Consider the following 22782-nt stretch of genomic DNA (forward strand, 5'->3'; position numbering starts at 1 on the left):
CTCCTATCGTTTAGCGAATAGTTGCGACATAGAAAAATATAATGAACAAAACTTTCTATTACTTTTAATCGCTGCAATTTTTAGCTTACTTTTCTTATTGTAACCTAGGAAGCAAATCGAGAAAAGGCAGGCTGTTTCAGCTAGAAAAGTCACTGAAATTTGATACAATAAAGAGGACTTAGAAATTATTTGAAGAATTTGGAGCAAATTGTGCAAGGAGGAGGTAATCATGCAAGAGTTTATCACAGTAGTACTCTTGTTTTTTTGTTATTCATTTGTCGGCTGGTTATGGGAAACAATTTTTTGTTCGATTAAAGCTGGAAAATTTGTTTATCGCGGGTTTTTAATGGGGCCTATTACACCAATTTATGGTTTTGGTATTTTAATGGTTTTATATTTTTTACGACCATTTCACGACAATTTGCTACTATTATATATCTTTGCAGCAGTTTTAGTGACAGTTTTAGAATATGTTACAAGTTATGGTTTAGAAAAATTATTCCATGCTTCTTGGTGGGATTATCATGATGTTCCGCTAAATATTAACGGACGTGTAGCTATTCCAGTGTCCTTATTTTGGGGGATTGGGTGTGTGTTGATTGTGAAAGTGATTCATCCACGGGTGATGTTAGCTGTTAATTGGCTGTCAGTGCATTTTGGTTTTTATCTTCCCGTCATTTTAATTGCGATTATGATGTTTGATTTGGGCTATACCTTAGCTAACTTGGCATCATTCCAAAGTATGACTAAAAAAATTGCTGGAGAATTAGACAAACGTAAAGAGGAATTGAAGGATAGTTTTGATGAAAAAAAAGATACTGTACAACAGCGCTTAGAATTAACGCAGTATTTTAAAGAGCATCCAGAAGCAGAAAATGCCTTTCCACGGCTTAATTTTCACCAAAGAAGACTGTTAAAAAACTTTAATCGTCTAAAATTGGATAATGTTAAAAGTTTAGAAAATGTACGACAATATGTTTTGAATCACAAAAAAAATTAGGCAGATATTACGAGAATATTACAAAAAATGTAAGCGGGGAGAAGCTAGTATTTTCCTCGCTTTTTTGTTGTACAAAACTTTTAATCAAGCACCAAATTATCTTCTAAGGGATAGAGGCTGTAATAAAATGTAATCTAACTGAAATGATACATACACCTTTCCTTTGTATAATAAGTGGCGTTGGAGATTAGAAAAGAAAGGTGTGGATTTTGTGAAGGCAAAAAAAATGGTGACAGCACTGATAGCTGTTTTAGCTGTCAATCTTGTCAGCCCAGTATTTGCAGCAGCGGAATCATTGGACTCATTAAACGAACAAGAGTCTACTATCACACGTCAGAGTAATCAAATCAGCGCCGAGGTACAATTGGCCTTAAACGACGTGAATGACAAATATGATCAAGTAGAAAAAACAAAAGCTAAAATTGCTGAAAATGAAGCAAAGTTAGCTAAAGCACAAAAAGATATTGCTACAACACAACAAAATATCGAAAAACGCAAAGAAATCATGGCAGAGCGCTTAAAAGAAATTCAAGTAAACGGTGGTGCAGAACGTGATTGGTCTGTCTTATTGGACGCCAAAAATTTACAAGAATTTATCAACCGCGCGTATGGGATGACGTTATTGCAAAATGCGCAAAAACAAAAAGTTATTGATTTAAACACTGAAAAAGAAAAATTGGAAAATTTAAAAGCTACAGCGCAAAAAACAACGGCTAGTCTAGAGGATAATAAAGCTAGCTTAGAAGCTGAAGCCACCGAATTAGATAGTAAAATTGCCAATTTAAAACAACAATTAGCTGATAATCAAAGTACATTGCAAAAAATTGCTCAAAGTAAAGAAGTCGAGACAGCTCGCTTAGCTGCTGAAAAAGCAGAAAAAGAAAAAGCTGCAAAAGAACAAGCAGCTGCAAAACAAGCCGCAAAAGAGCAAGAAGCTGCTAGAGAGCAAGCAGCAGTTAAAGAAAATGCTGCAAGTGAAGAGACAACAAACACTACTGTGAGTAAACCAACTGAGTCAAATAGTAATACTGACACTGGCACAAGCAGCAGTGAATCAAATAATGAAACAAATAATGGCGGCAGTACATCAGGTGGTAAAACCATGATGATGGAATCAACTGCTTATTCTTATGCTGAACCGGGGGCAAGTTATTTAACAGCCAGTGGAACGGACTTACGTCAAAATCCACAAGCTGTAGCAGTAGATCCAACTGTCATTCCACTGGGAACGGTGGTTGAAGTTCAAGGTTATGGTGTCGCATTAGCTTTAGATACAGGTGGAGCCATTAAAGGCAATATCATCGACGTCCATTTTCCCACAGTTGCTCAATGTAACAAATGGGGGAGACGTCAAGTTCAAGTAACGATTCGGGGATAAATCAAGTGGGAAAAGTAGCATTAGTAAAGTCTAATGCTACTTTTTATTTTATGCCCGAAAAATAAGAGGCAGTTTGAAATTTTTCTTTTACAATAAAGTTTATAATCTAAAATGGCAAAATCTATCAAGAATAGCTCTAATTTTTTTCCTGATTTCATAAGAAATTTTGCATAGTTTTGCTTTATCTTTCCCCTTATCTTGTGTGCGAGATGCGTTAAAAAAAGATAGACTTATAAAATCTGTTATACAAAAAAGAGTTAATCTATTTGAAATTTTTATGAATCTTTCTTGAATATACAAGTATGAAAGCAGTAAAGCTTTTCGGTTTAAAAAAATAATAATTAAAGCTAATTGTTATTTTTTTAAATTCTCAAATTTTCGCTTAAAAAAAGCCACTTTCCTTTTATCGGCTAGAATTCTTTGGAAATTGAAATTGCCCTTTAAAAATACTTAACTGTAACGTATAATAGGCTAGAGATTTTGTATAAATAATTGTTATCTATAGTGAGTTAGGAGCGTGCGTACATGGGTAACCCCCTTATTAAAACGATCGCCGTCGCAGCTGTGGGAATTGGTGCAGTCGCGATTTGTTTTGTCGGTTATCGTGAAAACAACAACAAACAGTATCAGCAAAAAGTCAGCTATGCTGAAACGGCAGTCAAAAAAGATGAAGCCTCTATTAACGAGGTAAATAGTGCAATCACAGCTCTTTATACTAGTAAAGAAAAGGTTTTTTTGAAAAGAGGCATTACTGAAGCTGAATTAACGCAGACTGGTGCAAAATTAGATGGAATCAAAGTTTCAGCCGATGATTTTGGTATCGAAGAAAACGATTTGCCTAAGAATATGAAAAAGATTGCGAAAGAAAAAGAAGTACTAAACAAGCAAATGGCAGATGCTGAAGCAAAATTTGCGATTCAAAACAATGTGGATACTTTATTTGAAAAACCAGTGAGCAACTGGCAAAAAGCACAGAATAATGTCGTTATCAAAACGAAGTTAAAAGATACGGACGTTGGTACAATCAGAGAACGGGTTAGTTTTATCGATGAAAGTGACTGGACAAAATTAGTAAAAGAGTACCTTTCTTACGCAGATGCTCAATTAAAGCGGGTAGCAGAGATTAATAAATCTCTTGAGAGCATGTTAAAAGATGACAAAATCACCAATAAAGCAACCTATGAAAAGTATTTAAGTTTAGTAAATAGTATCAGCCAAGTTCGTAACAAGAATTTGAAAGAAGAATTTACCGAAAAAGCAGACAAAATTTCAGAACAATTAGGGCTAGGTACAACGGGATATAATGATAACGCAACAAGTGACGCAGCGTCTTATTCAGATGAAGCAACGCAAGCAAACGATGCAAGTAATTATCAAAGTGAAGCAAGCGATACAGAAGCTGGAGATTCATATTCTGAAACTGGCTATTAGAAAAGGAGAAAGATATGTCTAAAGGCAAAAAGATTGTTTTAGGAATTGTAGGATTTATTGCGATTTTAACAATTGCTGCAGTGGGAATTGGTGCGAAGGTCTATATGGATTTAAGTGGTTCTGTGAAGAAAACGTATGAATCTGTAGAAAGACAATTGGATACGAAACGTAAAGAAGAACAAAAACAAGTGATTGCAGAAAAAAAACCTTTTTCTGTTTTATTACTAGGGATAGATACAGGCGACTTAGGGCGAACAGAAATCGGCCGTTCAGACACGATGATGGTAGCCGCAGTGAATCCTACTGCTAAAAAAACGTTAATTACCAGTATCGCCCGCGATACATATGTCGACATTGTCGGTAAAGGCACCAAAGATAAAATTAATCACGCTTATGCGTTTGGTGGTGCGGGGATGTCTATGGATACAGTTGAAAAGTATTTGGATATTCCGGTAGATCACTATGTGGCTATTAATATGAAGGGCTTAAAAGAGTTGGTTGATGCTGTAGGTGGTATTACAGTAAGCAACGACCAAAAATTCACTCAAGATAGTTACACTTTTGAGTACGGCCAAATTCATCTGAATGGAGACCAAGCATTATCTTTTTCGCGGATGCGTCATGAAGATCCGCGAGGCGATTATGGACGGCAAGAACGCCAACGTAAAATTGTAACGGGTGTTGCCAAACAATTACTAACGTTTGATGGTGTAACTCGCTATAAGGAAGTATTGGACGCTATGGAAACTAATGTCAAAACGGACATGAGTTTTGATGATATGAAAAAAATTGCAGCAGACTATCGTGGTGCTTTTGAAGAAATTCAACAAGATCAAATGCAAGGTGAAGGCTTCATGCAAGACGGTATTTCTTACCAACGGGTTAGTGAAACCGAATTAAATCGTGTTCAAACTGAAATGAAAAAAGCACTCGATGTAAATAACTAAAGAAAGTGGCGGAAAAATGGAAGAGACAATTAGTCTGAAACAAATTTTTGATATTTTACGAAAACATTTAGCTTCAATTTTTATTTGCAGTTTTATTGGTTTAGCTTTAGCGGGTATTGCAACGTTTTTTATTATTACGCCAAAGTATAGCTCGCAAGCGCAGTTAATTGTGACTTTACCACAAGGAGATGCAACGGCTAACCCTAATGATGTCAATACAAATCTACAAATGATTAATACCTATAAAGAATTGGTGACCGGCGATTTGGTTATTGATCAAGTTAAAGATCGTTTGGAATCAGAATATAATTTGGATATGACAACAGGTGAGATTAAAGGAGCACTAGAAGTCACGCAACAACAGAATTCATTAATGTTTTCGATTAAGGCAACCGACAGTAGCGCCATTAATGCAGAACATATTGCCAATACCACTTCACAAATTTTCCAAGAAACAGCTAAAGACGTTTTAGAAGTGAATAAAATTTCAATTATTTCAAAAGCAACGGCAAGTATGGCACCCGTATCACCAAACAACAAACTAAACTTGGCTATTGGTCTTGTTCTAGGTTTAATGATTGGCGTGGGATTATCCTTCTTATTAGAATTATTAGACCGGACGGTTAAAGATGATAAATTTGTCTCTGAGGATTTGGGATTAACCATTTTAGGTACGGTACCGCAAATGAGTCAAAAAGAATTGGATGCTACGATTCAAAAGAAACCGCTAATTCCTTCGTTTAAGAAACCAAGTAATTCGAACAAAAAAGAAGTAAGTGCATCTCGACGCAGTCGCTCACGTGTATAAGGAGGAGTAAAAATGTCAAAAAAACATACCGAACGTAAAGGCACACAAACTCATCCCGTGAGTTTGATTACATTAGTCGATCCATCTTCACCAATTTCAGAACAGTTTCGAACGATTCGAACCAACATCCAATTTGCCTCTTCTGCTGATCGTCAAATTAGAACGATCGTGGTTACCTCTTCAGGACCCGGAGAAGGTAAATCAACAAGTTCAGCCAATTTAGCAGTTGTCTTTGCAAAATCAGGGCAACGGGTGCTGTTAGTGGATGCGGATATGCGTAACCCTACGGTGTATAAAACCTTTAATTTAAGTAATGAAGTAGGATTAAGTACCGTACTAAGCACTCAAAGAAGTGTCTTAGAAGCAGCCCAACCATCAGGAATTGAGAATTTATCCATCCTAACGAGCGGACCCAAAGCTCCAAATCCTTCTGAGTTACTCGGTTCTGCTCGAATGGATCAAGTAATTGATGAAGCCCGCAATTTATACGATATTGTCATTTTTGATATGCCACCGGTTGTAGCAGTGACCGATGCCCAAATCATGGCATCAAAAGCGGACGGTACAGTGCTGGTTATTCGTGAAAATGTCTCTCGTAAAGAATCACTTGTGAAAGCCCGTGATTTATTAAAAATGGTGGGTGCCCGCGTATTAGGCGTTGTCTACAATGGCGCACAACATACCAAAGATCAAGGTTACTACTATTATTATGGCAGTTAATTAAATTAAAAGGAGTGTCGGTACAATGATTGATTTACATTGTCATATTTTACCCGGGATAGATGATGGAGCAGAAGATTTAGCAGCAAGTATTGCAATGGCTGAAAAAGCAATTAGCCAAGGCATCACACATATCTTGTGTACGCCCCATCATAATAACGGCAAATATACTAATCCAAAGTCTAGCGTTGTACCGCAAGTCCTGTCTCTACAAGATGAATTGGACAAGCGTAACTTGCCACTGACTGTGCTGGAAGGACAAGAAGTTCGGATTACGGGGGAGCTAATTTCAGAAGTTCAAAATGATAATATTTTATTTACAGATTTAGCTGATACATATATTTTAATTGAGTTTCCGACAATGGATGTCCCAGCATATACTGAAGATATTTTCTTTCAATTACGTAGTCTGGGGAAGATTCCGGTTATCGTACACCCAGAACGAAATGCGAAATTTAGAGAGGATCCCAATCGATTAATAGAGTATTTGGATATGGGATGTTTGGCACAATTAACGGCACCGAGTTATGTTGGAATTTTTGGGAAGTCTATTCAGAAAACCGCCAAAGAAATGGTGGAACACAATCTGGTGCAAATGGTTGCTTCTGATGCTCATGGGGTAAATAAGCGGAATTTCTATCTGAAAGAAGCTTATGAGGCAATTACGAAGGATTTTGGTGAAGAAAAAGTTGCTGCAATGAAACAAGTAGCAAAAGATTTGTTGAATGGGGATCAAATCGTCATGCCGAATTATACGGTTGTGAAAAAGAAAAAATTCGGGTTATTTTAGGGGGAATAAGGGTTGTTTGCACTAACAAGAAGAAGAAAAATTGCAATTTTGGTTGTGGTTGACTGTATTTTAATTGCGATTGCTAATTTATTAGCGTATGTATTTATGAAACCTTTCGTACCAATTTCAGAAAAATTTGTATTTTTATCTACATTACTTTCAATTGGCTTATATTTAGTTTTTGGCTTTACTTTTCACGTTTTTACGCGAATTAATCGGTATACAAATTTAAGAGAAATGATTGCGATATTTTTAGCAACGACTTTTCAGTCTTTGGTGAGTTTGATTGTGTTGTCCTTTTTTGCAGATCATCTTTTTAGTCGACGTTTAGAATTATTTACATATATTTTAGCAACATTTTTGATTATTAGTAGTCGTCTTATCTGGCGTCTGTTTGTTGAATGGCGAAATATGCGAGGGACAAATCAAGATATAAATGAAGAGAAACGTACCCTAATTGTTGGTGCTGGCGAAGGGGGACGTATTCTTCTAAATAGTTTTTTAGGTTCCAAAACAGCGGGTGACATTGATGTCATTGGTTTTGTTGACGATGACCCAAATAAGCAAAAAATTTATCTTTCGGGTAGACGGGTATTGGGAAAAGTTCGCGATTTACCAGAACTTGTACGACAAAATAATATCGATATGGTGACAATTGCTATTCCTTCCTTACAACGAAAAAAGTTGCGTGAGATTTTTCAATTATTGGAATCATCTGAAGTGAAAGTTAACACGATGCCTTCAATGGAAGAAGTTGCCGCAGGAAAAGTTAGCTTATCACGTTTAAAAGAAATTGATGTTGTGGATTTGCTTGGTAGAGAAGAAGTAACATTAGATATTGCTTCGATTAAGGATCAATTAACGGGAAAAACCATCTTAGTAACTGGAGCAGGCGGATCAATTGGGTCAGAAATATGTCGGCAAGTTTCTAATTTTAACCCGAAACGAATTTTATTACTGGGTCACGGAGAAAATTCAATTTACCAAATTCATCGAGAATTGACCACAAAATATAAAGACAAGATAATCGACTATGTGCCAATTATCGCCGATGTGCAAGATCGTAAATTAATTTTTGAATTAATGGAACGGTATCAACCGGATATCGTGTATCACGCAGCAGCCCATAAACATGTTCCTCTAATGGAGTATAATCCCAGAGAATCTGTGAAAAATAATGTGTTTGGTACCAAAAATGTGGCTGAAGCTGCTAAGGCAAATAATGTAAAGAACTTTGTTATGATCTCAACAGATAAAGCCAATAATCCACCTAATGTGATGGGGTCTACAAAACGAATTGCAGAAATGATTGTAACTAGTCTTAATGAAACTGGAAAAACGAAATTTTCTGCTGTGCGATTTGGGAATGTATTAGGCTCTCGGGGGAGTGTTATTCCATTATTTAGAGAACAAATCGCTAAAGGTGGCCCCGTGACTGTCACAGATTTTCGCATGACGCGATATTTCATGACTATACCTGAGGCCAGTCGGTTAGTAATTCAATCGGGAGCACTGGCAAAAGGTGGCGAAATCTTCGTTTTAGATATGGGTGAACCAGTGAAGATTTTAGATTTAGCGAAAAATATGATTCGCTTGAGCGGCTACAGTGAAGATGATATTAAAATTGTCGAAGCGGGAATTCGTCCTGGGGAAAAACTTTATGAAGAACTAATGTTGGATAAGGAACGTAACGATGAAGAAGTTTATGAAAAGATTTTTGTTGGGAACATTAAAGGCTTTGACTTAGAGCACGTTATGACGTTTGTTCAAAGTCTAGCAAATGTTGATGATAAAGAATTGGCTAAAGAGGTTGTTGCTTTTGCCAATGCATCCAGTAAATAGGAGGAGCTATGCGTGTATCAAAATAGCATAAAAAGAGTCGTTGATTTTATTTTAGCACTAATGGGAATTATTATTCTCTCACCAATTCTATTAATTCTTTGTATCGCCATAAAAATTGACTCTCGTGGTCCGATTATTTTCAAACAGAAAAGAGTTGGGTTAAATAAGAGTCACTTTAATATTTTGAAATTTCGAACTATGAAAGTTGATACGCCTAAAGAGATGCCAACTCATTTATTAGAAAATCCTGATTTTTTTATTACGAAAGTAGGGAAATTTCTACGAAAAACTAGTCTTGATGAGTTGCCTCAACTTTTTAATATTTTAAAAGGTGACATGGCGGTCATTGGACCACGTCCAGCACTTTGGAATCAATACGATCTAATTGAGGAAAGAGATAAATATCAAGCTAATGATATCCGGCCTGGATTGACCGGTTTGGCTCAAATTAGTGGTCGTGATGAATTAGCAATCCCTGTAAAAGCAAAGATTGATGGTGATTATACACAAAATATCTCTTTTATAATGGATTTAAAGTGCTTCATTGGTACAATAGTTGCAGTGTTCAAGAGTGATGGCGTTGTTGAAGGTGGAACAGGTACTTTAGAAGAAAAAGAGGAAATTCGATGAAGCGGATATTAATTACTGGAAAAAATAGCTATGTTGGGAATAGTTTTATTGAATATTTGAAATATTTTTCACATGATTTTTTTGTTAACAGTTTAAACATGAAGGATGATAATTGGAAAAACTTTGAATTTTCCAATTACGATATAGTAATTCATTTAGCTGCTATTGTGCACAGTAAAGAAAAAGATGAAAGTTTATACTATAGAGTTAATCGGGATTTAGCTTATGAAACTGCAAAAATGGCAAAAATTTCGGGAGTAAAGCAGTTTATATATTTTAGTACAATGGCAGTCTATGGGAATAGTGTAGGACATATTTCTTCTAAAACACCTTTAGTTCCCCAAAATCCTTATGGAAAGTCAAAATTGGAAGGTGAAAAATTAATTAGTAGTTTGAATGACGATGATTTTAAAGTTGTAATATTACGTCCTCCAATGATCTACGGAAAAAATTCAATTGGAAACTATACGAGATTAGCTAAATTCGCAAAAAAAATACCGATTTTTCCAAAAATAAATAATAAAAGAAGTATGTTATTTATCGGGAATTTGAATATTTTTTTGAAAGCCATAATAGATAATGAAACTTCGGGAATTTTCTATCCTCAGAATAAAGAGTATGTAAATACTTCACAGATGGTTCAATTAATTGCTCAGGAAAACGGAAAGAAAATAGTGATACTTCCTGGTTTTTCAAAAGTGATAAACATAATGATGCGGTTTAATACTACTTTTGAAAAGGTTTTTGGTGATTTATTTTATGAGGAAGACTTACTTAAGTCTAATTATCTCTATAATAGTCACTTTGTAACCTTAGAAGATAGTATAAAGAAAACGGAAAAATAGAAGGATGGAAAAACTTGAAATGGATATCGATAAATCTTTAGTATCAGTTATCATTCCTACTTTCAATTCAGAAAAATATATTTTGAAAACTATTAATTCAGTGATGAATCAAACATATAAATATATTGAAATTATTGTAGTCGATGATAATTCAACTGATGAGACAATTAATGTAGTTAAAAATTTATCTTTTAAAGATAGTAGATTGAGGGTTATAGCACTTGATAAAAATTCAGGTGCCGCAATTGCTAGAAATGTCGGAATCCAAAATAGTAAAGGAAAGTATATTGCTTTTTTAGATTCAGACGATTATTGGTTCGATGAAAAAATAGAAATTCAAATTGATTTTATGAAAAAAAGAAATTGTGCCTTCTCATTTACTGGTTATTTTTTTTCTGACGAAACTGGAAATAATTTTCTTAGAGAGGTTCGAGTTCCTAAGGTAATTAATTATAAAAAGTCATTAAAAAATACAATTATTTTTACTTCAACGGTTATGTTAGATGTAGATAGATTGGGAAAAGAATTAATTTATATGCCAAATGTTAGGCGTGGTCAGGATACTGCAACATGGTGGAAAATACTTAAGAGTGGGGTAGATGCTCTAGGAATTAATCAATCATTATCAATATATCGTCGGGGGCTAAACTCCCTCTCATCCAATAAAATAAAGGCCTTGTCAAGAACATGGTACCTTTATAGAAATGTTGAAAAATTTGATATTATTAAATCGTGTTACTATTTTACTTTTTATTGTTTGAATGCTGTTATAAAAAGAGTTTAAAAGAATAGGATGAAAGATCATAAAAAAAATATTTGTGCTATCTCAAACCAGAGGTTTTTTTAATTATCTATTTAATAACAAGAATATCAATGGGAAATTTTTATTAAGTGAAAAAAAACAGATATATGAAATTAATTCTTGGAAAAAAGAATTAATCTCAAAAATTGTTAGAAGCAGGCTATTTGATCACTTAGGTATAATTCAGGTATTAAACGGAAATAGAGATGATATAACAAAAAATGATTTGATTTTTAGCTTTAATAGATTTGTTGACTCAAATTCTCCATATATTCTTTATGTAGAAAACCCTACTGCCTTATATCATTATTCATTATTAAGAGGTAAGTCTCTTCTTGGAAAAAGAAAAATAAAAAAATTATTAGAAAGTAAAAATTTATATGCTGTCATTTTTATGTCTGAGGCATGCGAAAAAACTTTTTCTGAAGTTTGTGGCCCACTTCCTGGAAATATAAAGAAAAAGACAATATATCCCTTAATAAAAGACAATTCATTCTTTAGTCTTGCTTCTTTAAGTAAAAAATCCAAGGAAAAAAAATTAAGACTTTTATTTATTGCACAAGGTAAAAGATTTATTTCAAAAGGAGGACTTGAGTTAATAGAGTTAATGAAAAGACTTGAGTATTTTGACATCAGTTTATCAATTGTAACAAATAGTAATTTGTTAAATCCAGAGATACTTAATAGGATAGTGACTTCAAAAAACGTTGAATTAATTGAGTTTAATTTAGATAATAAAAGTTTAGAAAAATTGTATTTTAACCATCATATTCTGGTACATCCAACAAGTGATGATAGTTTTGGGATAGTTATATTAGAGGCTATGAAAGCAGGACTTCCAATTATTTCAACTGATTTGTATGCAATTAAAGAATTAGTACAGAATGAAGTTAACGGTTTTTTAACTAAACCTAAATTTTATTTTTTTAGTCCGGATGACTTACCAAATGAATCTGTATGGAATAATAGAAACCAGACAATCAATAATTCAGATATTCTTGACAAGAAGCTTATTGATTTCCTTGAATTGAAAATTTTGTTTTTTTATAGAAATAGAGATGTTCTTGAAAAGATGTCATTAAATTCTTACAACATATCAAAGGGAAATAAATTTTCTGAAGAATCAATAATTAATGATTGGAATGAGTTAATAAGACATGAATAACAAAGAAGTAGATGTGTTAATAGCAACAGTTGAACAAGATAATTTTTATTCACTTCTGGAGAAACAGAATATAAAAACCAGTGCAATTATTGCTAATCAAACTAATAAATTCTCTAAGGAAAATATTTTTTTTAAGGAGAATTCCGTACAAATTTTCAACTTTTCTGAGCGTGGTGTAGGATTAAATAGGAACAACTCTCTTTTTAGGTCAGATAAGGAAATATGCATTATCGCTGATGATGATGTTATTTATTATGATAATTACGCTGAAGTGATAAAAAAAGCATTTGAACAGAACAAAGAAGCTGATGTAATTATTTTTAATTTAGACGAAGTAAAAAATTCTCGATTTATCATAAAAAAGAAAATGAATATAAATTGGCTCAATTTTACCCGATTTGGTGCTGCTAGAATTGCTGTTAAACGAAGTAGTATTTTAAAAAAGAGAATAACATTTAGTGTTTTGTTTGGAGGGGGTGCTTCCTATAGTGCTGGAGAAGATACTTTATTTTTAAGAGATTGTCTAAAGAGCGGTCTGAAAATAGTAGGATTGCCTATCACAATAGGAAGACTTGATAGTAACTCTGTCTCAAGTTGGTTTACGGGATATAATGAAAAATTATTATATGATACAGGTGCATGTTTTTCTGAACTTTTCAAATTTCAACTTTATCCAAGAATATTTTACTTTGCATTTAAAAATTTTAAAAAATATGAAATTAGTTTTTTTGAATGTTATAAGCTTATTTTGAAAGGGAAAAAAGACTTTGAAAAAAAATAAAATTAGATTATTGATCAGAAAATATTTGAGAATAGTTGTTAAAGCTCGGGAAAATGAAACTATTTCTGATGCGTTTGTAAGAAAAAAAAAGAATTTATATATCAAATTCAATCAAAAGACGTTCAGTATAGATGAATTAGACTGCATATTGGAATATATGGGGTTACAAGAGGGAGACTATATTTTTCTACATTGCTCGCTTAAAAGTTTCTTTCAATTTGAAAATATGAATTCTGAAATTCTAATAAATAAGATTCTTTCTAAAATAGGAGAAAGTGGTGTTTTGATGATGCCAGGTTCAGGAGACAATCAGAATTTTTTAGATGTACTGTATACTCCATCTTCGTTTGGAAAAATCACCGAAGTATTTAGAAGTAATTATCCAATTAAACGGTCGTTGAATTCGTATTTTTCTGTTAGTTATCTGAATGGTAAAGATAGCTGTTATAAGGATAACCACATTAAATCTAGATATCCATTTGATGAAAAATCTCCTTTTAATGATTTGTTAGTAAATGATGGAAAGATTTTATGTCTTGGAATAGGCAAACATCCCCATAAAATAACGTTTATTCATTATGTTGTTTATAGACTTTTAAAAGATAATAAAAATTTTGAAAAGATAATTGGAAAGGAACTAAATACTACATTAGTCTTAGAAGATAGATCAAAGATTGAAAAAAATATAATTGTTCGTGCGGATGGCTTGAAAAATGATAAAAGAAATATTTCCAAACTTGCTAAAAATACCCATCATAAATATTTAAAAAAGGGAAAATTAGATTGTTATTGCTGTAATGCGGTTGATATTTTTGATACTGCAAAACAGATGATGAATAGCAATATAAAATTTTATAAAATATAGCTAAGTTAAGGAGAGGTCTTTTTGAATATAAAAAGGTTAATACAGATGGCTATTTTGATAATGTATAAAATATGCCTAGACTGTATATATAAATATTTTATTTCTACAAGTTTTTATTATAATGGGTTTAAGAACGACTTCAATCTTGAAAGGTATTTATTTTTTTGGGTTGTTTTCTCCTTATTTCTCCCTATGATTACTTCTCTATATTATAAGAGTGAAAATCTAAGTCGTGCTGTAGTATTGGTTTTTATACTAATTAATTTTATACCAGCATTGACTTTGTATAGCTTTATGCCACAGAATGTACTATTTGTTACTTGTTTTCTTTTATACTGGGTTTTTCTATTGATATTTATAAGAATTATACCGACTATTTATTTACCTAAAGTTGATAGCGTATTAAGCGAAAAACTAATTTTTATAGCTACTATTTTCTTTTCACTATTTATTATTTTTTTATCAGGAAGATATGCGGGTTTTAGACTTAATTTTAATCTTTTAAATGTTTATGAACTTAGGGACGAGATTAGAAATATTGAATTACCTTTGATATTTACTTATCTATTTTCAGCTGCAAAAGTAGTTATTCCTATTTTATCAATATATTTTTACTCAATAAAAAAATATGGAATCGCAATAGGATTATTTATAATACAGTTTTTATCTTTTTCTGTGGATGGATCAAAATCTACTCTATTTTCAATTGTATTAACATATATAATTTATTTTTTTGTAAAGCGTATTAAAATAAGCACATTTTCTATTATTATTTTTATCTCTAGTGTATTTTCTTTTTTAGAAGTTATAGTTATGAGAACCAACTTTTTAGTTAATTTTTTTATTCGTAGAGCGATGTTTTTACCAAATTTATTAAATATATATTATTTTGATTTTTTTGGACAAAATCCTAAAGATTTTTTTAGACAAGGTCTTCTTGGAAGAATCGGCATTGATTCTCCTTATAACATGAGTATACCTAATTTAATAGGTTTACATTATTTTAATGCAGAGACTATGTTAGCAAATAATGGTTTATTCTCTGATGCATATTACAATCTAGGTATAGGCGGAATTGTTATTATGCCTCTTCTAATCATTTTAACTTTAAAAGTATTGGATGGCTGTACTGTAGGAATTGAATTTAAGATTTTAATAGGAGCTGTTATTACAGTTGCATATACATTTATCAGTTCTTCTTTTTTTACAGTTCTTTTAACTCATGGGCTACTTTTAACTGGAGTAGTACTATGGTTAATTCCAAAGAATAGGAAGGAAAAATTATAGTAGATGAAAAAAAAGGCATTTATAATGAATTCGCTATATAATATTATTGCTAGTTTTATACCCGTTGTATTAATACAGTTATTAATTTTGCCATTACTCGCACGACAAACAACTGTTAATAACTATGGAATCATTCTTACATTGATAAGTATTGCGAATATTTTAAGTCAGATTTTTGGTGTGGGCTTAAACAACACCAGAATAATTTTAAATAATAAGTATCACAAAAGAAATATTATCGAAGATTATAATAGAATTTTTTTGATTTTAGCTTTAATATCATTGCCGTTATTGTGGTTAATTTTAAATCTATTAAGTATAAAATTAGAAGTTATACCAGCTCTATTATTATATATTTTTATAATTTTGGGTATAGGGAATCAGTATTTAACCTCAGAATTTAATATTGATAAGAATTTTTTAGCAGTCATGAAAAGTAACTTATATCAAGCAGCAGGATATTTACTTGGTATAATTTTATTTTTTTTTACAAAAGAGTGGTTGTTGATATTTTTTATGGGAATGCTTTTTACTGTTATTTATGAATTAAAAAGGACATTTTTCTGGAGAATAAAAACAAAGAAAAGTGATTATTGGTATAAAACATTACAAAGAGTCTTGATTATCTCTTCGTCTTCAGTGATGATTAGTTTAACAACTTATGCGGATAGACTTTTTTTGTTTCCAATCTTAGGTGCAGAACAAGTAGCAATTTATTATATTGCCTCATTGTTCGGAAAACTTATTGGGATGGGTCTAGGTCCAGTATCAACTGTTTTACTAAGTAACTTTTCTGATACAGAAAGAATCTCAAAAAAATTTTTTTGGAAGACTAATTTTTTGAATTTTCTTTTATGCAGTATTTTTTATATAATTTCACTATTTTTTGCTGGACCTCTTTTAGGTTTGCTTTATCCAACTGCTACCGATGAAATTTATAGTTATGTACACATTGCTAATTTGGCCTCAATTTTAACGGCTTCTGCGGGATTTATTCAACCTATGATTTTGAAGTTTTGTCCTATAGGGTGGCAAATGTTTATTCAAATCAGCCATATTTTTCTTTATTTTGGAATTGGATTTTGTGCAATTAATTCATTTGGTCTAATTGGATTTTGTTTATCGAATGTTTTGGTAGCTATATTAAAAATAGTTTTATTATGTGTTATAGGAAGCAGATATATAAAATAATATTTTTATTAAATTGGAGATGGAATAATAATGAAAGTATCAGTTTTTGGTTTAGGTTATGTAGGTTTAGCAAATGCATTATTATTATCACAAAAAGAAGATGTTAAGGCATACGATATTGTAGAAACAAAAATCGATATGCTACAAAAGCGTCAGTCACCATTAGAAGATAAAGAAGTTCATGAGTTTTTAGAGCGCGATGATTTAAATTTAGAATTTACTAAAGATTTTGTGGATGCGGTCAATTTTGGAGATTATTTAATTATTGCAACGCCAACTGATTACGATGAAAAGAAAAATTATTTTAATACTTCTACAGTGGAAGATGTAATTGAAAAAGCATTAGCAATTCGTCCAGATGCGACATTTATTATTAAATCGACGGTTCCGGTTGGGTATACTTTAGATTTAAAAGCAAAATATCAAACTGAGAATATCATCTTTTCTCCTGAATTTTTACGAGAAGGAAAAGCGTTATATGATAATCTTCATCCCTCACGAATTGTTGTTGGGGAATGCTCAGACCGTGGTCAAGAGATTGCAGATATGTTTAAAGAAAATGCATTAGAAGAGGATATTCCTGTCTTATTGACGCATCCGACAGAAGCAGAAGCAATCAAACTATTTTCAAATACCTATTTAGCTTTACGGGTTGCATATTTCAATGAGCTAGATACATATGCAGAATCGAGAGGATTAAATTCGAAACAAATTATCGAAGGTGTTGGCTTAGATCCTCGTATTGGAAGTCATTATAACAATCCATCTTTTGGCTATGGTGGTTATTGCTTACCTAAAGATACAAAACAATTACGTGCAAATTATGAAGATGTACCAAGCAATATCATTGGTGCCATTGTAGATGCAAACACGACACGTAAAGACTTTATTGCAGATCAAATTATTGCTAAAAATCCTAAAGTTGTAGGAATCTATCGGTTAACGATGAAGGCTAATTCGGATAACTTCAGATATTCTTCTATTCAGGGTGTTATGAAACGTATTAAAGCGAAAGGGATTGAAGTTGTAGTTTACGAACCTACATTAGAGGCGGATAATTTCTTCAACTCAAAAGTTATTAAAGATTTTGATGAATTTAAAAAAGTATCTGATGTGATTGTATCTAATCGATTGGAATCTGTGTTAAAAGATGTTGCTGATAAAGTTTATACACGTGACATTTTTCAAAGAGATTAATTGCCTTTATAATAAGAATAATTTATCAAGTTTAGTTTGATCCTTCTTCTTATTATTTTGCTTATACTCCAATTTATGTTCTAATCTTAAAAAAGTATTTGGAGGTGGCTCCCATCTACAAAAACCTAATCCGTTTAATAGCACTGCTCACCATCGCTATAATGTATACGACCAAATTTTATTTTCTATCACTCAATACTTTGCTGGCCTATATTCCATTAGAATTGTCATTTCATATTAAGGATGTGCGTTCGCCGCTATTACAAGTCATTTTAGGTTGTATTTGGTTGCTATTTTTCCCGAATATTCCGTATCTTGTGACTGATATTGTGCACTCGGATATGTTACAGTTGTATAATTACGCTGATGGGAGTAGTTTACCGAGTGTCCGCTTATGGGCACTTTTGATTGCGTTATTCTTAGTAATATTTGCCTTTAATTTATGGGGTTTTTCTGAGTTGTTAAAATTGGCACGTTATTTCAAGGATAAACTGAATCTGCACAGTTATGGAATTCGCTTGATAGTTGCTGCAATCTGTTTTCTTTCTTCGATGGGAATCTATGCGGGGAGATTTCCACCGCGGTTACATTCCATCTACTTTTTGACTGACCCATTAAAAGTATTCGATATTGTATTTTTACAGTGGTCGTTAAAAAAACTAGAGTTTGTCCTGTTGTTCTTTGTTCTTCATCTGGGAATTTTGGTTGTCTTGTCTATTCAAAATTTGTTGATGGGACGAAAAGGAGAAAATATTTAATTAAAAAAATTGGCTAAAGCTATCATTGAAAGATAGCTTTAGCCAATTTTTTCCTACTTCTTATTAGCCAGTCTCATTCTTTTATGGTACTTTTGAATTAAAGAAAAGGATTTCATGTGGTTGCCTTTTTATTTAAGAGTGCTTAGGAGGGGATAAAATGACTCATTACCAAAATATTTTAGTGGCGATTGATGGATCAAAAAATGCAGAGAAGGCATTTCATGAAGCTGTTGCTTTTGCCAAAGCTAACAATAGCAAGTTGTACCTCGCGTATATTATTGATGAAGCGTCACTTTCAACGAGTTCATTTGCTGTGTCAAAGATTTTAAAAGAAGAGCAAGGAAAAGCAAAGATGCTTCTAGCAAATCTAGTGGAACTGGCCCGTAAAGCCGGGATTGAAAATATTGCAGAGATTTTAGAGGTTGGTGAGCCCAAGACTTATATCGCTACAATCATTCCGACTGAGTATGAGATTGACTTGATTGTGGCAGGGGCTACTGGTAAGGGTTCGTTGACCCGAGAAAAAGTGGGTTCTACTATTCAATATATCGTAAATCACGCCCCTTGTACCGTTTTAATGGTGAAGTAATTGTAAATTAAAAGCGACTGTCAGACATGTCTTCTAAAAGACACTGGGCAGTCGCTTTTTATATGCTTCATTTTTATGGGGCAGTTGAAAGAGGGGGCACAACTGACCCATAAAAAAATGAACAACTTATTTTGTTTCTAAATCATGTAAGAAGAGGCCGCTTAATAACTTTGGTTCAAACCAAGTTGATTTTGGCGGCATGATTTTTCCTGCGTCGGCGACGTCTAATAGATCGCTCATGGCTGTCGGGTATAGCGAGAAGGCAACTTGCCATGTGCCACTGTCGACAAGTTTGACTAGTTCTTCCGAGCCGCGAATACCACCGATAAAATCAATCCGTTTATCGACTCTAACATCTTTAATCCCAAAGATCGGCTCAAAAACATTGTCTTGTAATAAAGATACGTCTAATCGTTTCACGGGATTTTCGTCTTTAATCGTCTCTTTTGCCGTCAGGCTGTACCATTGTCCCGGTAGATACATGTGAATTTCTCCCGGAGCAGCGGGTTTTGTTTTCGTTGTTTTTTTAATTGTAAAACTTACATTAAGCTGATCCAAAAAAGTATCTGTAATGGGAATATTGACAACCCGATTGTACTCCCAAATGGCTAGTTCATTTTCTGGAAAGACGATGGCTAGGAAGTGATCACTTTCAGGGCTGTTCGTACCTTGGGCGCGTTTTTCTAACCCGACTTTAACCGCCGATTCGGTTCGGTGATGACCGTCAGCAATGTACAGAGCAGGAATTGCTTCAAATAATGTAGTTAAAGTTGTGACAACATTTTCATCATCTATTACCCAGACTTTATGGTTCACAGCATGATAGCTATCAAAGTCGTAAACAGCTGTGTGATTTTTTTGCCAATCTTTTACTAGTGTCTGAATTTGGTCTTCCTGGCGATAAGCTAAGAAAATGGGGCTGGTGTTGGCATCGCAAGCTTTAATATGGTGAATGCGATCAACTTCTTTTTCGGGTCGGGTAAATTCATGCTTTTTAATTTTTCCAGCAACATAATCATCAATAGAAGCGCATAGTGCTAAACCTGTTTGACTGCGCCCATTCATCGTTAATTGGTAGAGATAAAAATAAGGGGCGTCATCTTTTTTTAGCCACCCATTCTTTAAAAAGTCAGCTAAATTGGTAGCCGCTTTTTGATAGACTGCTGGATCATAGGGAGATAGCGCTTGTGGTAAGTCAATCTCTGCACGATCAATATGAAAGTAGCTATAGGGATTATCTACTGCCATTTCTCGCGCTTCTTCACTATTAATGACATCATAAGGCAGCGCCGCTACTTTTGCGGCTAATTCTTTAGCTGGACGTATTGCTTTAAAAGGAAAGATAGCAACCATTAATAACTCACCCCCGGATTTTTAATGACCCGGACACGAATAATATCTGAGTTTTCCTCTAAACGATTTGCAACTGCATGGGCAATTTTTTTATCGTCACAATTAAGGTCAACCAATGTATAGGCATAATCATCGCGACCACGGTTAATCATATTGTCAATATTAATATTCATCTCGGCGATGGTTGAAGAAATTTGACCTAGCATAGTGGGAATGTTCTTATGAATAATGGTAATACGATAAGGAGAATGAAAGGCCATCTCTACTGTGGGAAAATTAACCGAACGTTTAATCGTCCCTTCTTCTAAAAAGCGTTTTAATGTGCGAGCAGCCATTTTGGCACAGTTGATTTCAGCTTCTTCTGTCGACGCGCCTAAGTGTGGCAAAACTAAAACTTTGTCATTGTGCAATAATTTTTCGTCAGCAAAATCTGTGGTATATCCGGCTAATTGATCGGCCTCTAAGGCTTGTAAGACAGCAGCGTCGTCTACAATGCCGCCGCGGGCAAAGTTGAATAGTTTGGCATCATTTTTCATTTTGGCGAGTTCTGCTTGGCCAATCATTCCTTTTGTTTGTTCTGACAAGGGCACATGGACAGTAATAAAATCGCACGTTGTTAACACATCAGCCAATTCATTGGCCCGGGTTACACGCCGGGAAATACTCCAAGCGGTATCAACAGAAACATAAGGATCATAGCCGACAACTTCCATGCCTAAGCGATAGGCATCGTTTGCAATCATAGCACCAATAGCGCCAAGGCCAATGACACCTAATTTTTTACCTTCTAATTCGTGACCGGCAAATTGTTTTTTATTTGCTTCGGCTTGTTCTTCGATAGCTTCTCCGGTTAAGCTTTGAATCCACTGGGCACCTTGTAAAATGGGGCGTACAGATAATAACAGGCTAGCAAGAACCAGTTCTTTGACGGCATTCGCATTGGCACCAGGGGTATTAAAAACCACAATTCCTTGTTCGGTGCACTTTGCCACGGGGATATTATTGGTTCCGGCACCAGCACGAGCAACAGCTAAAACACTTTTAGGAAAAGTGTAATCATGCAGTTTTTGACTACGCAATATGATTCCATCCGGCGTATCACTTTCATTAATGGCATAATTATCTTTTTCAAAGCGATTCATGCCTTCGGGAGCAATTGCGTTAAAGGTTTTAATGTGAAACATCTTATGCGCCTCCATTTTCTTTTTCGAATTTTTCCATGAAAGCAACGAGGGCTGTTACACCTTCTTTTGGAAAGGCATTGTACAGACTTGCCCGCATGCCGCCAACGGAACGGTGTCCTTTTAAGTTCTCAAAACCTGCGGCCAAAGCTTCAGCGTTGAATTTTTTATCCAATTCTTCATCGCCAGTCACAAAAGGAATATTCGTAATTGAACGGCTATCTTGGCGGACAGGACTAGTAAATATACTTGATTTTTCAATCGCGTCGTAAAGTAGTTGTGCCTTTTCTTGATCTTGCTTTAAGATTTCAGGTAATCCACCTAAGTCTTGTAACCATTTGAAAACCAGTTGGGCAATATAAATGGCAAATGTTGGTGGTGTATTGTATAACGAGTTTGCTTCGGTGTGAATTTTATAATCGAGCATGGGTTCATTTACTTCACACAGGCCTAACAAATCATCGCGAATAATCACCACAGTTAAACCAGCTGGACCAATATTTTTCTGGGCACCAGCATAAATGATTCCAAAATCTTCTACATTGTAATCATTGGCCAGAATATTGGATGACATATCGGCTACAATTGGAACTTTCCCTGCATCCGGAATAGTTTGAAAAGCAGTACCTACAATGGTGTTATTAGTTGTAATGTGTAAATAGGCGGCATCTTGATCAATCATATCTGGCGTAATATCAGGAATATACGTGAAGTTATCTTCCTCTGATGAAGCAATCACTTCAACTGCGACATTGTCGAGCATTTTAGCGGCTCCAATTGCTTTTTTCGACCATGAGCCGGTATTGACATACAAGGCTTTTTTATTTTGCGCTAAATTTAACGGCACCATTGAAAATTGCAAGCTTGCGCCTCCTTGTAAGAATAAAATATGATAGTTATCTGGGATATTCATTAATTCCCGCAAGCGTTTTTTGGCATCTTTAATAATTGCATCAAAAAAGGAGGAACGATGACTCAACTCCATTACGGACATGCCGCTACCTTGGTAATCCGTAAATTCGGATTGGGCCTGCTCCAAGACGGGTGTAGGTAATACGGCAGGACCGGCTGAAAAATTGTAAACAGTCATAGCTATTCTCTCCTTTGAAAAAGTAATTTTAACTCTAAATGAGTTATCGCTTATTGTAACAGATGAATTTCTGCTTTTAAAGTGATTTTTCAGAAAATTGCAAATAAACAACGCGTGGAAGTTTATCCATAA

22 protein-coding genes are annotated in these 22782 nt (G+C 33.9%); 19 read left to right on the forward strand and 3 right to left on the reverse strand.

What is annotated here, in order from left to right:
- Positions 1-229 precede the first annotated feature (229 nt).
- The 19 genes from EsVE80_RS02695 to EsVE80_RS02785 all read left to right on the forward strand — a co-directional run bounded on the left by EsVE80_RS02695 (position 230) and on the right by EsVE80_RS02785 (position 19026).
- The gene (locus tag EsVE80_RS02695) at positions 230-1000 is read left to right on the forward strand and encodes a putative ABC transporter permease (RefSeq protein WP_173102360.1); all 771 of its coding nucleotides are present in this window, start codon (positions 230-232) and stop codon (positions 998-1000) included.
- Between the two features lie 211 nt (positions 1001-1211).
- A complete protein-coding gene (locus tag EsVE80_RS02700; protein WP_173102361.1) occupies positions 1212-2378 on the forward strand; it encodes a 3D domain-containing protein in 1167 nt (388 codons plus the stop codon).
- Positions 2379-2903: 525 nt separating this feature from the next.
- The gene (locus tag EsVE80_RS02705; protein ID WP_173102362.1) at positions 2904-3809 is read left to right on the forward strand and encodes a hypothetical protein; all 906 of its coding nucleotides are present in this window, start codon (positions 2904-2906) and stop codon (positions 3807-3809) included.
- 14 nt (positions 3810-3823) lie between these two features.
- Positions 3824-4756, forward strand: a complete 933-nt coding sequence (locus EsVE80_RS02710; protein ID WP_173102363.1) for an LCP family glycopolymer transferase — start codon at positions 3824-3826, stop codon at positions 4754-4756.
- 16 nt (positions 4757-4772) lie between these two features.
- The gene (locus tag EsVE80_RS02715; RefSeq protein WP_173102364.1) at positions 4773-5564 is read left to right on the forward strand and encodes a YveK family protein; all 792 of its coding nucleotides are present in this window, start codon (positions 4773-4775) and stop codon (positions 5562-5564) included.
- Between the two features lie 12 nt (positions 5565-5576).
- The gene (locus tag EsVE80_RS02720; protein ID WP_173102365.1) at positions 5577-6284 is read left to right on the forward strand and encodes a CpsD/CapB family tyrosine-protein kinase; all 708 of its coding nucleotides are present in this window, start codon (positions 5577-5579) and stop codon (positions 6282-6284) included.
- A 25-nt stretch (positions 6285-6309) separates the two neighbouring features.
- Positions 6310-7074 (forward strand): tyrosine-protein phosphatase, encoded by a 765-nt coding sequence (locus tag EsVE80_RS02725; protein WP_173102366.1) that lies wholly within the window; start codon positions 6310-6312, stop codon positions 7072-7074.
- Between the two features lie 12 nt (positions 7075-7086).
- Positions 7087-8916 (forward strand): polysaccharide biosynthesis protein, encoded by a 1830-nt coding sequence (locus EsVE80_RS02730; protein WP_173102367.1) that lies wholly within the window; start codon positions 7087-7089, stop codon positions 8914-8916.
- A 60-nt stretch (positions 8917-8976) separates the two neighbouring features.
- Complete coding sequence (locus EsVE80_RS02735; RefSeq protein WP_232061307.1) at positions 8977-9546, forward strand: sugar transferase; 570 nt, start codon at positions 8977-8979, stop codon at positions 9544-9546.
- Positions 9543-10391, forward strand: coding sequence for an NAD-dependent epimerase/dehydratase family protein (locus EsVE80_RS02740; RefSeq protein WP_173102369.1), 849 nt, complete (start codon positions 9543-9545; stop codon positions 10389-10391). Before EsVE80_RS02735 ends, EsVE80_RS02740 begins: the two co-directional genes overlap by 4 nt.
- Before the next feature lie 4 nt (positions 10392-10395).
- Positions 10396-11175: a glycosyltransferase family 2 protein gene (locus EsVE80_RS02745; RefSeq protein ID WP_197745910.1), complete on the forward strand. Its 780-nt coding sequence runs from the start codon at positions 10396-10398 to the stop codon at positions 11173-11175.
- Positions 11176-11209: 34 nt separating this feature from the next.
- Positions 11210-12358 carry a glycosyltransferase family 4 protein gene (locus EsVE80_RS02750; protein ID WP_173102370.1) on the forward strand — a complete coding sequence of 383 codons (1149 nt, stop codon included), beginning with the start codon at positions 11210-11212 and terminating at the stop codon, positions 12356-12358.
- Entirely contained in the window at positions 12351-13139 is a 789-nt protein-coding gene (locus EsVE80_RS02755) for a glycosyltransferase family A protein (RefSeq protein WP_173102371.1), read from the forward strand. Before EsVE80_RS02750 ends, EsVE80_RS02755 begins: the two co-directional genes overlap by 8 nt.
- Positions 13126-14004 (forward strand): AAC(3) family N-acetyltransferase, encoded by an 879-nt coding sequence (locus tag EsVE80_RS02760; protein WP_173102372.1) that lies wholly within the window; start codon positions 13126-13128, stop codon positions 14002-14004. Before EsVE80_RS02755 ends, EsVE80_RS02760 begins: the two co-directional genes overlap by 14 nt.
- A 21-nt stretch (positions 14005-14025) precedes the next feature.
- Entirely contained in the window at positions 14026-15291 is a 1266-nt protein-coding gene (locus EsVE80_RS02765; RefSeq protein ID WP_173102373.1) for an O-antigen polymerase, read from the forward strand.
- 3 nt (positions 15292-15294) lie between these two features.
- Complete coding sequence (locus EsVE80_RS02770; protein ID WP_173102374.1) at positions 15295-16482, forward strand: lipopolysaccharide biosynthesis protein; 1188 nt, start codon at positions 15295-15297, stop codon at positions 16480-16482.
- 30 nt (positions 16483-16512) lie between these two features.
- A complete protein-coding gene (locus EsVE80_RS02775; RefSeq protein ID WP_173102375.1) occupies positions 16513-17679 on the forward strand; it encodes a nucleotide sugar dehydrogenase in 1167 nt (388 codons plus the stop codon).
- 161 nt (positions 17680-17840) lie between these two features.
- Entirely contained in the window at positions 17841-18437 is a 597-nt protein-coding gene (locus EsVE80_RS02780) for a DUF1361 domain-containing protein (protein WP_173102376.1), read from the forward strand.
- 157 nt (positions 18438-18594) lie between these two features.
- Positions 18595-19026 (forward strand): universal stress protein, encoded by a 432-nt coding sequence (locus EsVE80_RS02785; RefSeq protein WP_173102377.1) that lies wholly within the window; start codon positions 18595-18597, stop codon positions 19024-19026.
- A 126-nt stretch (positions 19027-19152) separates the two neighbouring features.
- On the opposite strand, the gene EsVE80_RS02790 is transcribed toward EsVE80_RS02785, so the two are convergent.
- From EsVE80_RS02790 to serC, 3 genes are read right to left on the reverse strand one after another with little or no spacing between them, the layout of a single operon-like run.
- Entirely contained in the window at positions 19153-20379 is a 1227-nt protein-coding gene (locus EsVE80_RS02790; RefSeq protein WP_173102378.1) for a DUF1015 domain-containing protein, read from the reverse strand.
- The gene (locus EsVE80_RS02795) at positions 20379-21563 is read right to left on the reverse strand and encodes a phosphoglycerate dehydrogenase (protein WP_173102379.1); all 1185 of its coding nucleotides are present in this window, start codon (positions 21561-21563) and stop codon (positions 20379-20381) included. Before EsVE80_RS02795 ends, EsVE80_RS02790 begins: the two co-directional genes overlap by 1 nt.
- Before the next feature lies 1 nt (position 21564).
- Positions 21565-22650 (reverse strand): 3-phosphoserine/phosphohydroxythreonine transaminase, encoded by a 1086-nt coding sequence (gene serC, locus EsVE80_RS02800; protein ID WP_173102380.1) that lies wholly within the window; start codon positions 22648-22650, stop codon positions 21565-21567.
- Positions 22651-22782: the final 132 nt, after the last annotated feature.

The sequence above is a fragment of the Enterococcus saigonensis genome (genome assembly GCF_011397115.1).
In the GTDB taxonomy this organism is placed as follows: Bacteria; Bacillota; Bacilli; order Lactobacillales; family Enterococcaceae; genus Enterococcus_C; species Enterococcus_C saigonensis.

Bases quoted from the DNA above. Each gene is read 5' to 3' on its own strand.
- EsVE80_RS02695 (WP_173102360.1), top strand. From the start codon at position 230: ATGCAAGAGTTTATCACAGTAGTACTCTTGTTTTTTTGTTATTCATTT.
- EsVE80_RS02780 (WP_173102376.1), top strand. From the start codon at position 17,841: ATGTATACGACCAAATTTTATTTTCTATCACTCAATACTTTGCTGGCC.
- EsVE80_RS02725 (WP_173102366.1), top strand. From the start codon at position 6,310: ATGATTGATTTACATTGTCATATTTTACCCGGGATAGATGATGGAGCA.
- EsVE80_RS02740 (WP_173102369.1), top strand. From the start codon at position 9,543: ATGAAGCGGATATTAATTACTGGAAAAAATAGCTATGTTGGGAATAGT.
- serC (WP_173102380.1), bottom strand. From the start codon at position 22,650: ATGACTGTTTACAATTTTTCAGCCGGTCCTGCCGTATTACCTACACCC.
- EsVE80_RS02755 (WP_173102371.1), top strand. From the start codon at position 12,351: ATGAATAACAAAGAAGTAGATGTGTTAATAGCAACAGTTGAACAAGAT.
- EsVE80_RS02735 (WP_232061307.1), top strand. From the start codon at position 8,977: ATGGGAATTATTATTCTCTCACCAATTCTATTAATTCTTTGTATCGCC.
- EsVE80_RS02775 (WP_173102375.1), top strand. From the start codon at position 16,513: ATGAAAGTATCAGTTTTTGGTTTAGGTTATGTAGGTTTAGCAAATGCA.
- EsVE80_RS02785 (WP_173102377.1), top strand. From the start codon at position 18,595: ATGACTCATTACCAAAATATTTTAGTGGCGATTGATGGATCAAAAAAT.
- EsVE80_RS02720 (WP_173102365.1), top strand. From the start codon at position 5,577: ATGTCAAAAAAACATACCGAACGTAAAGGCACACAAACTCATCCCGTG.
- EsVE80_RS02745 (WP_197745910.1), top strand. From the start codon at position 10,396: ATGGAAAAACTTGAAATGGATATCGATAAATCTTTAGTATCAGTTATC.
- EsVE80_RS02770 (WP_173102374.1), top strand. From the start codon at position 15,295: ATGAAAAAAAAGGCATTTATAATGAATTCGCTATATAATATTATTGCT.
- EsVE80_RS02790 (WP_173102378.1), bottom strand. From the start codon at position 20,379: ATGGTTGCTATCTTTCCTTTTAAAGCAATACGTCCAGCTAAAGAATTA.
- EsVE80_RS02715 (WP_173102364.1), top strand. From the start codon at position 4,773: ATGGAAGAGACAATTAGTCTGAAACAAATTTTTGATATTTTACGAAAA.
- EsVE80_RS02710 (WP_173102363.1), top strand. From the start codon at position 3,824: ATGTCTAAAGGCAAAAAGATTGTTTTAGGAATTGTAGGATTTATTGCG.
- EsVE80_RS02795 (WP_173102379.1), bottom strand. From the start codon at position 21,563: ATGTTTCACATTAAAACCTTTAACGCAATTGCTCCCGAAGGCATGAAT.
- EsVE80_RS02705 (WP_173102362.1), top strand. From the start codon at position 2,904: ATGGGTAACCCCCTTATTAAAACGATCGCCGTCGCAGCTGTGGGAATT.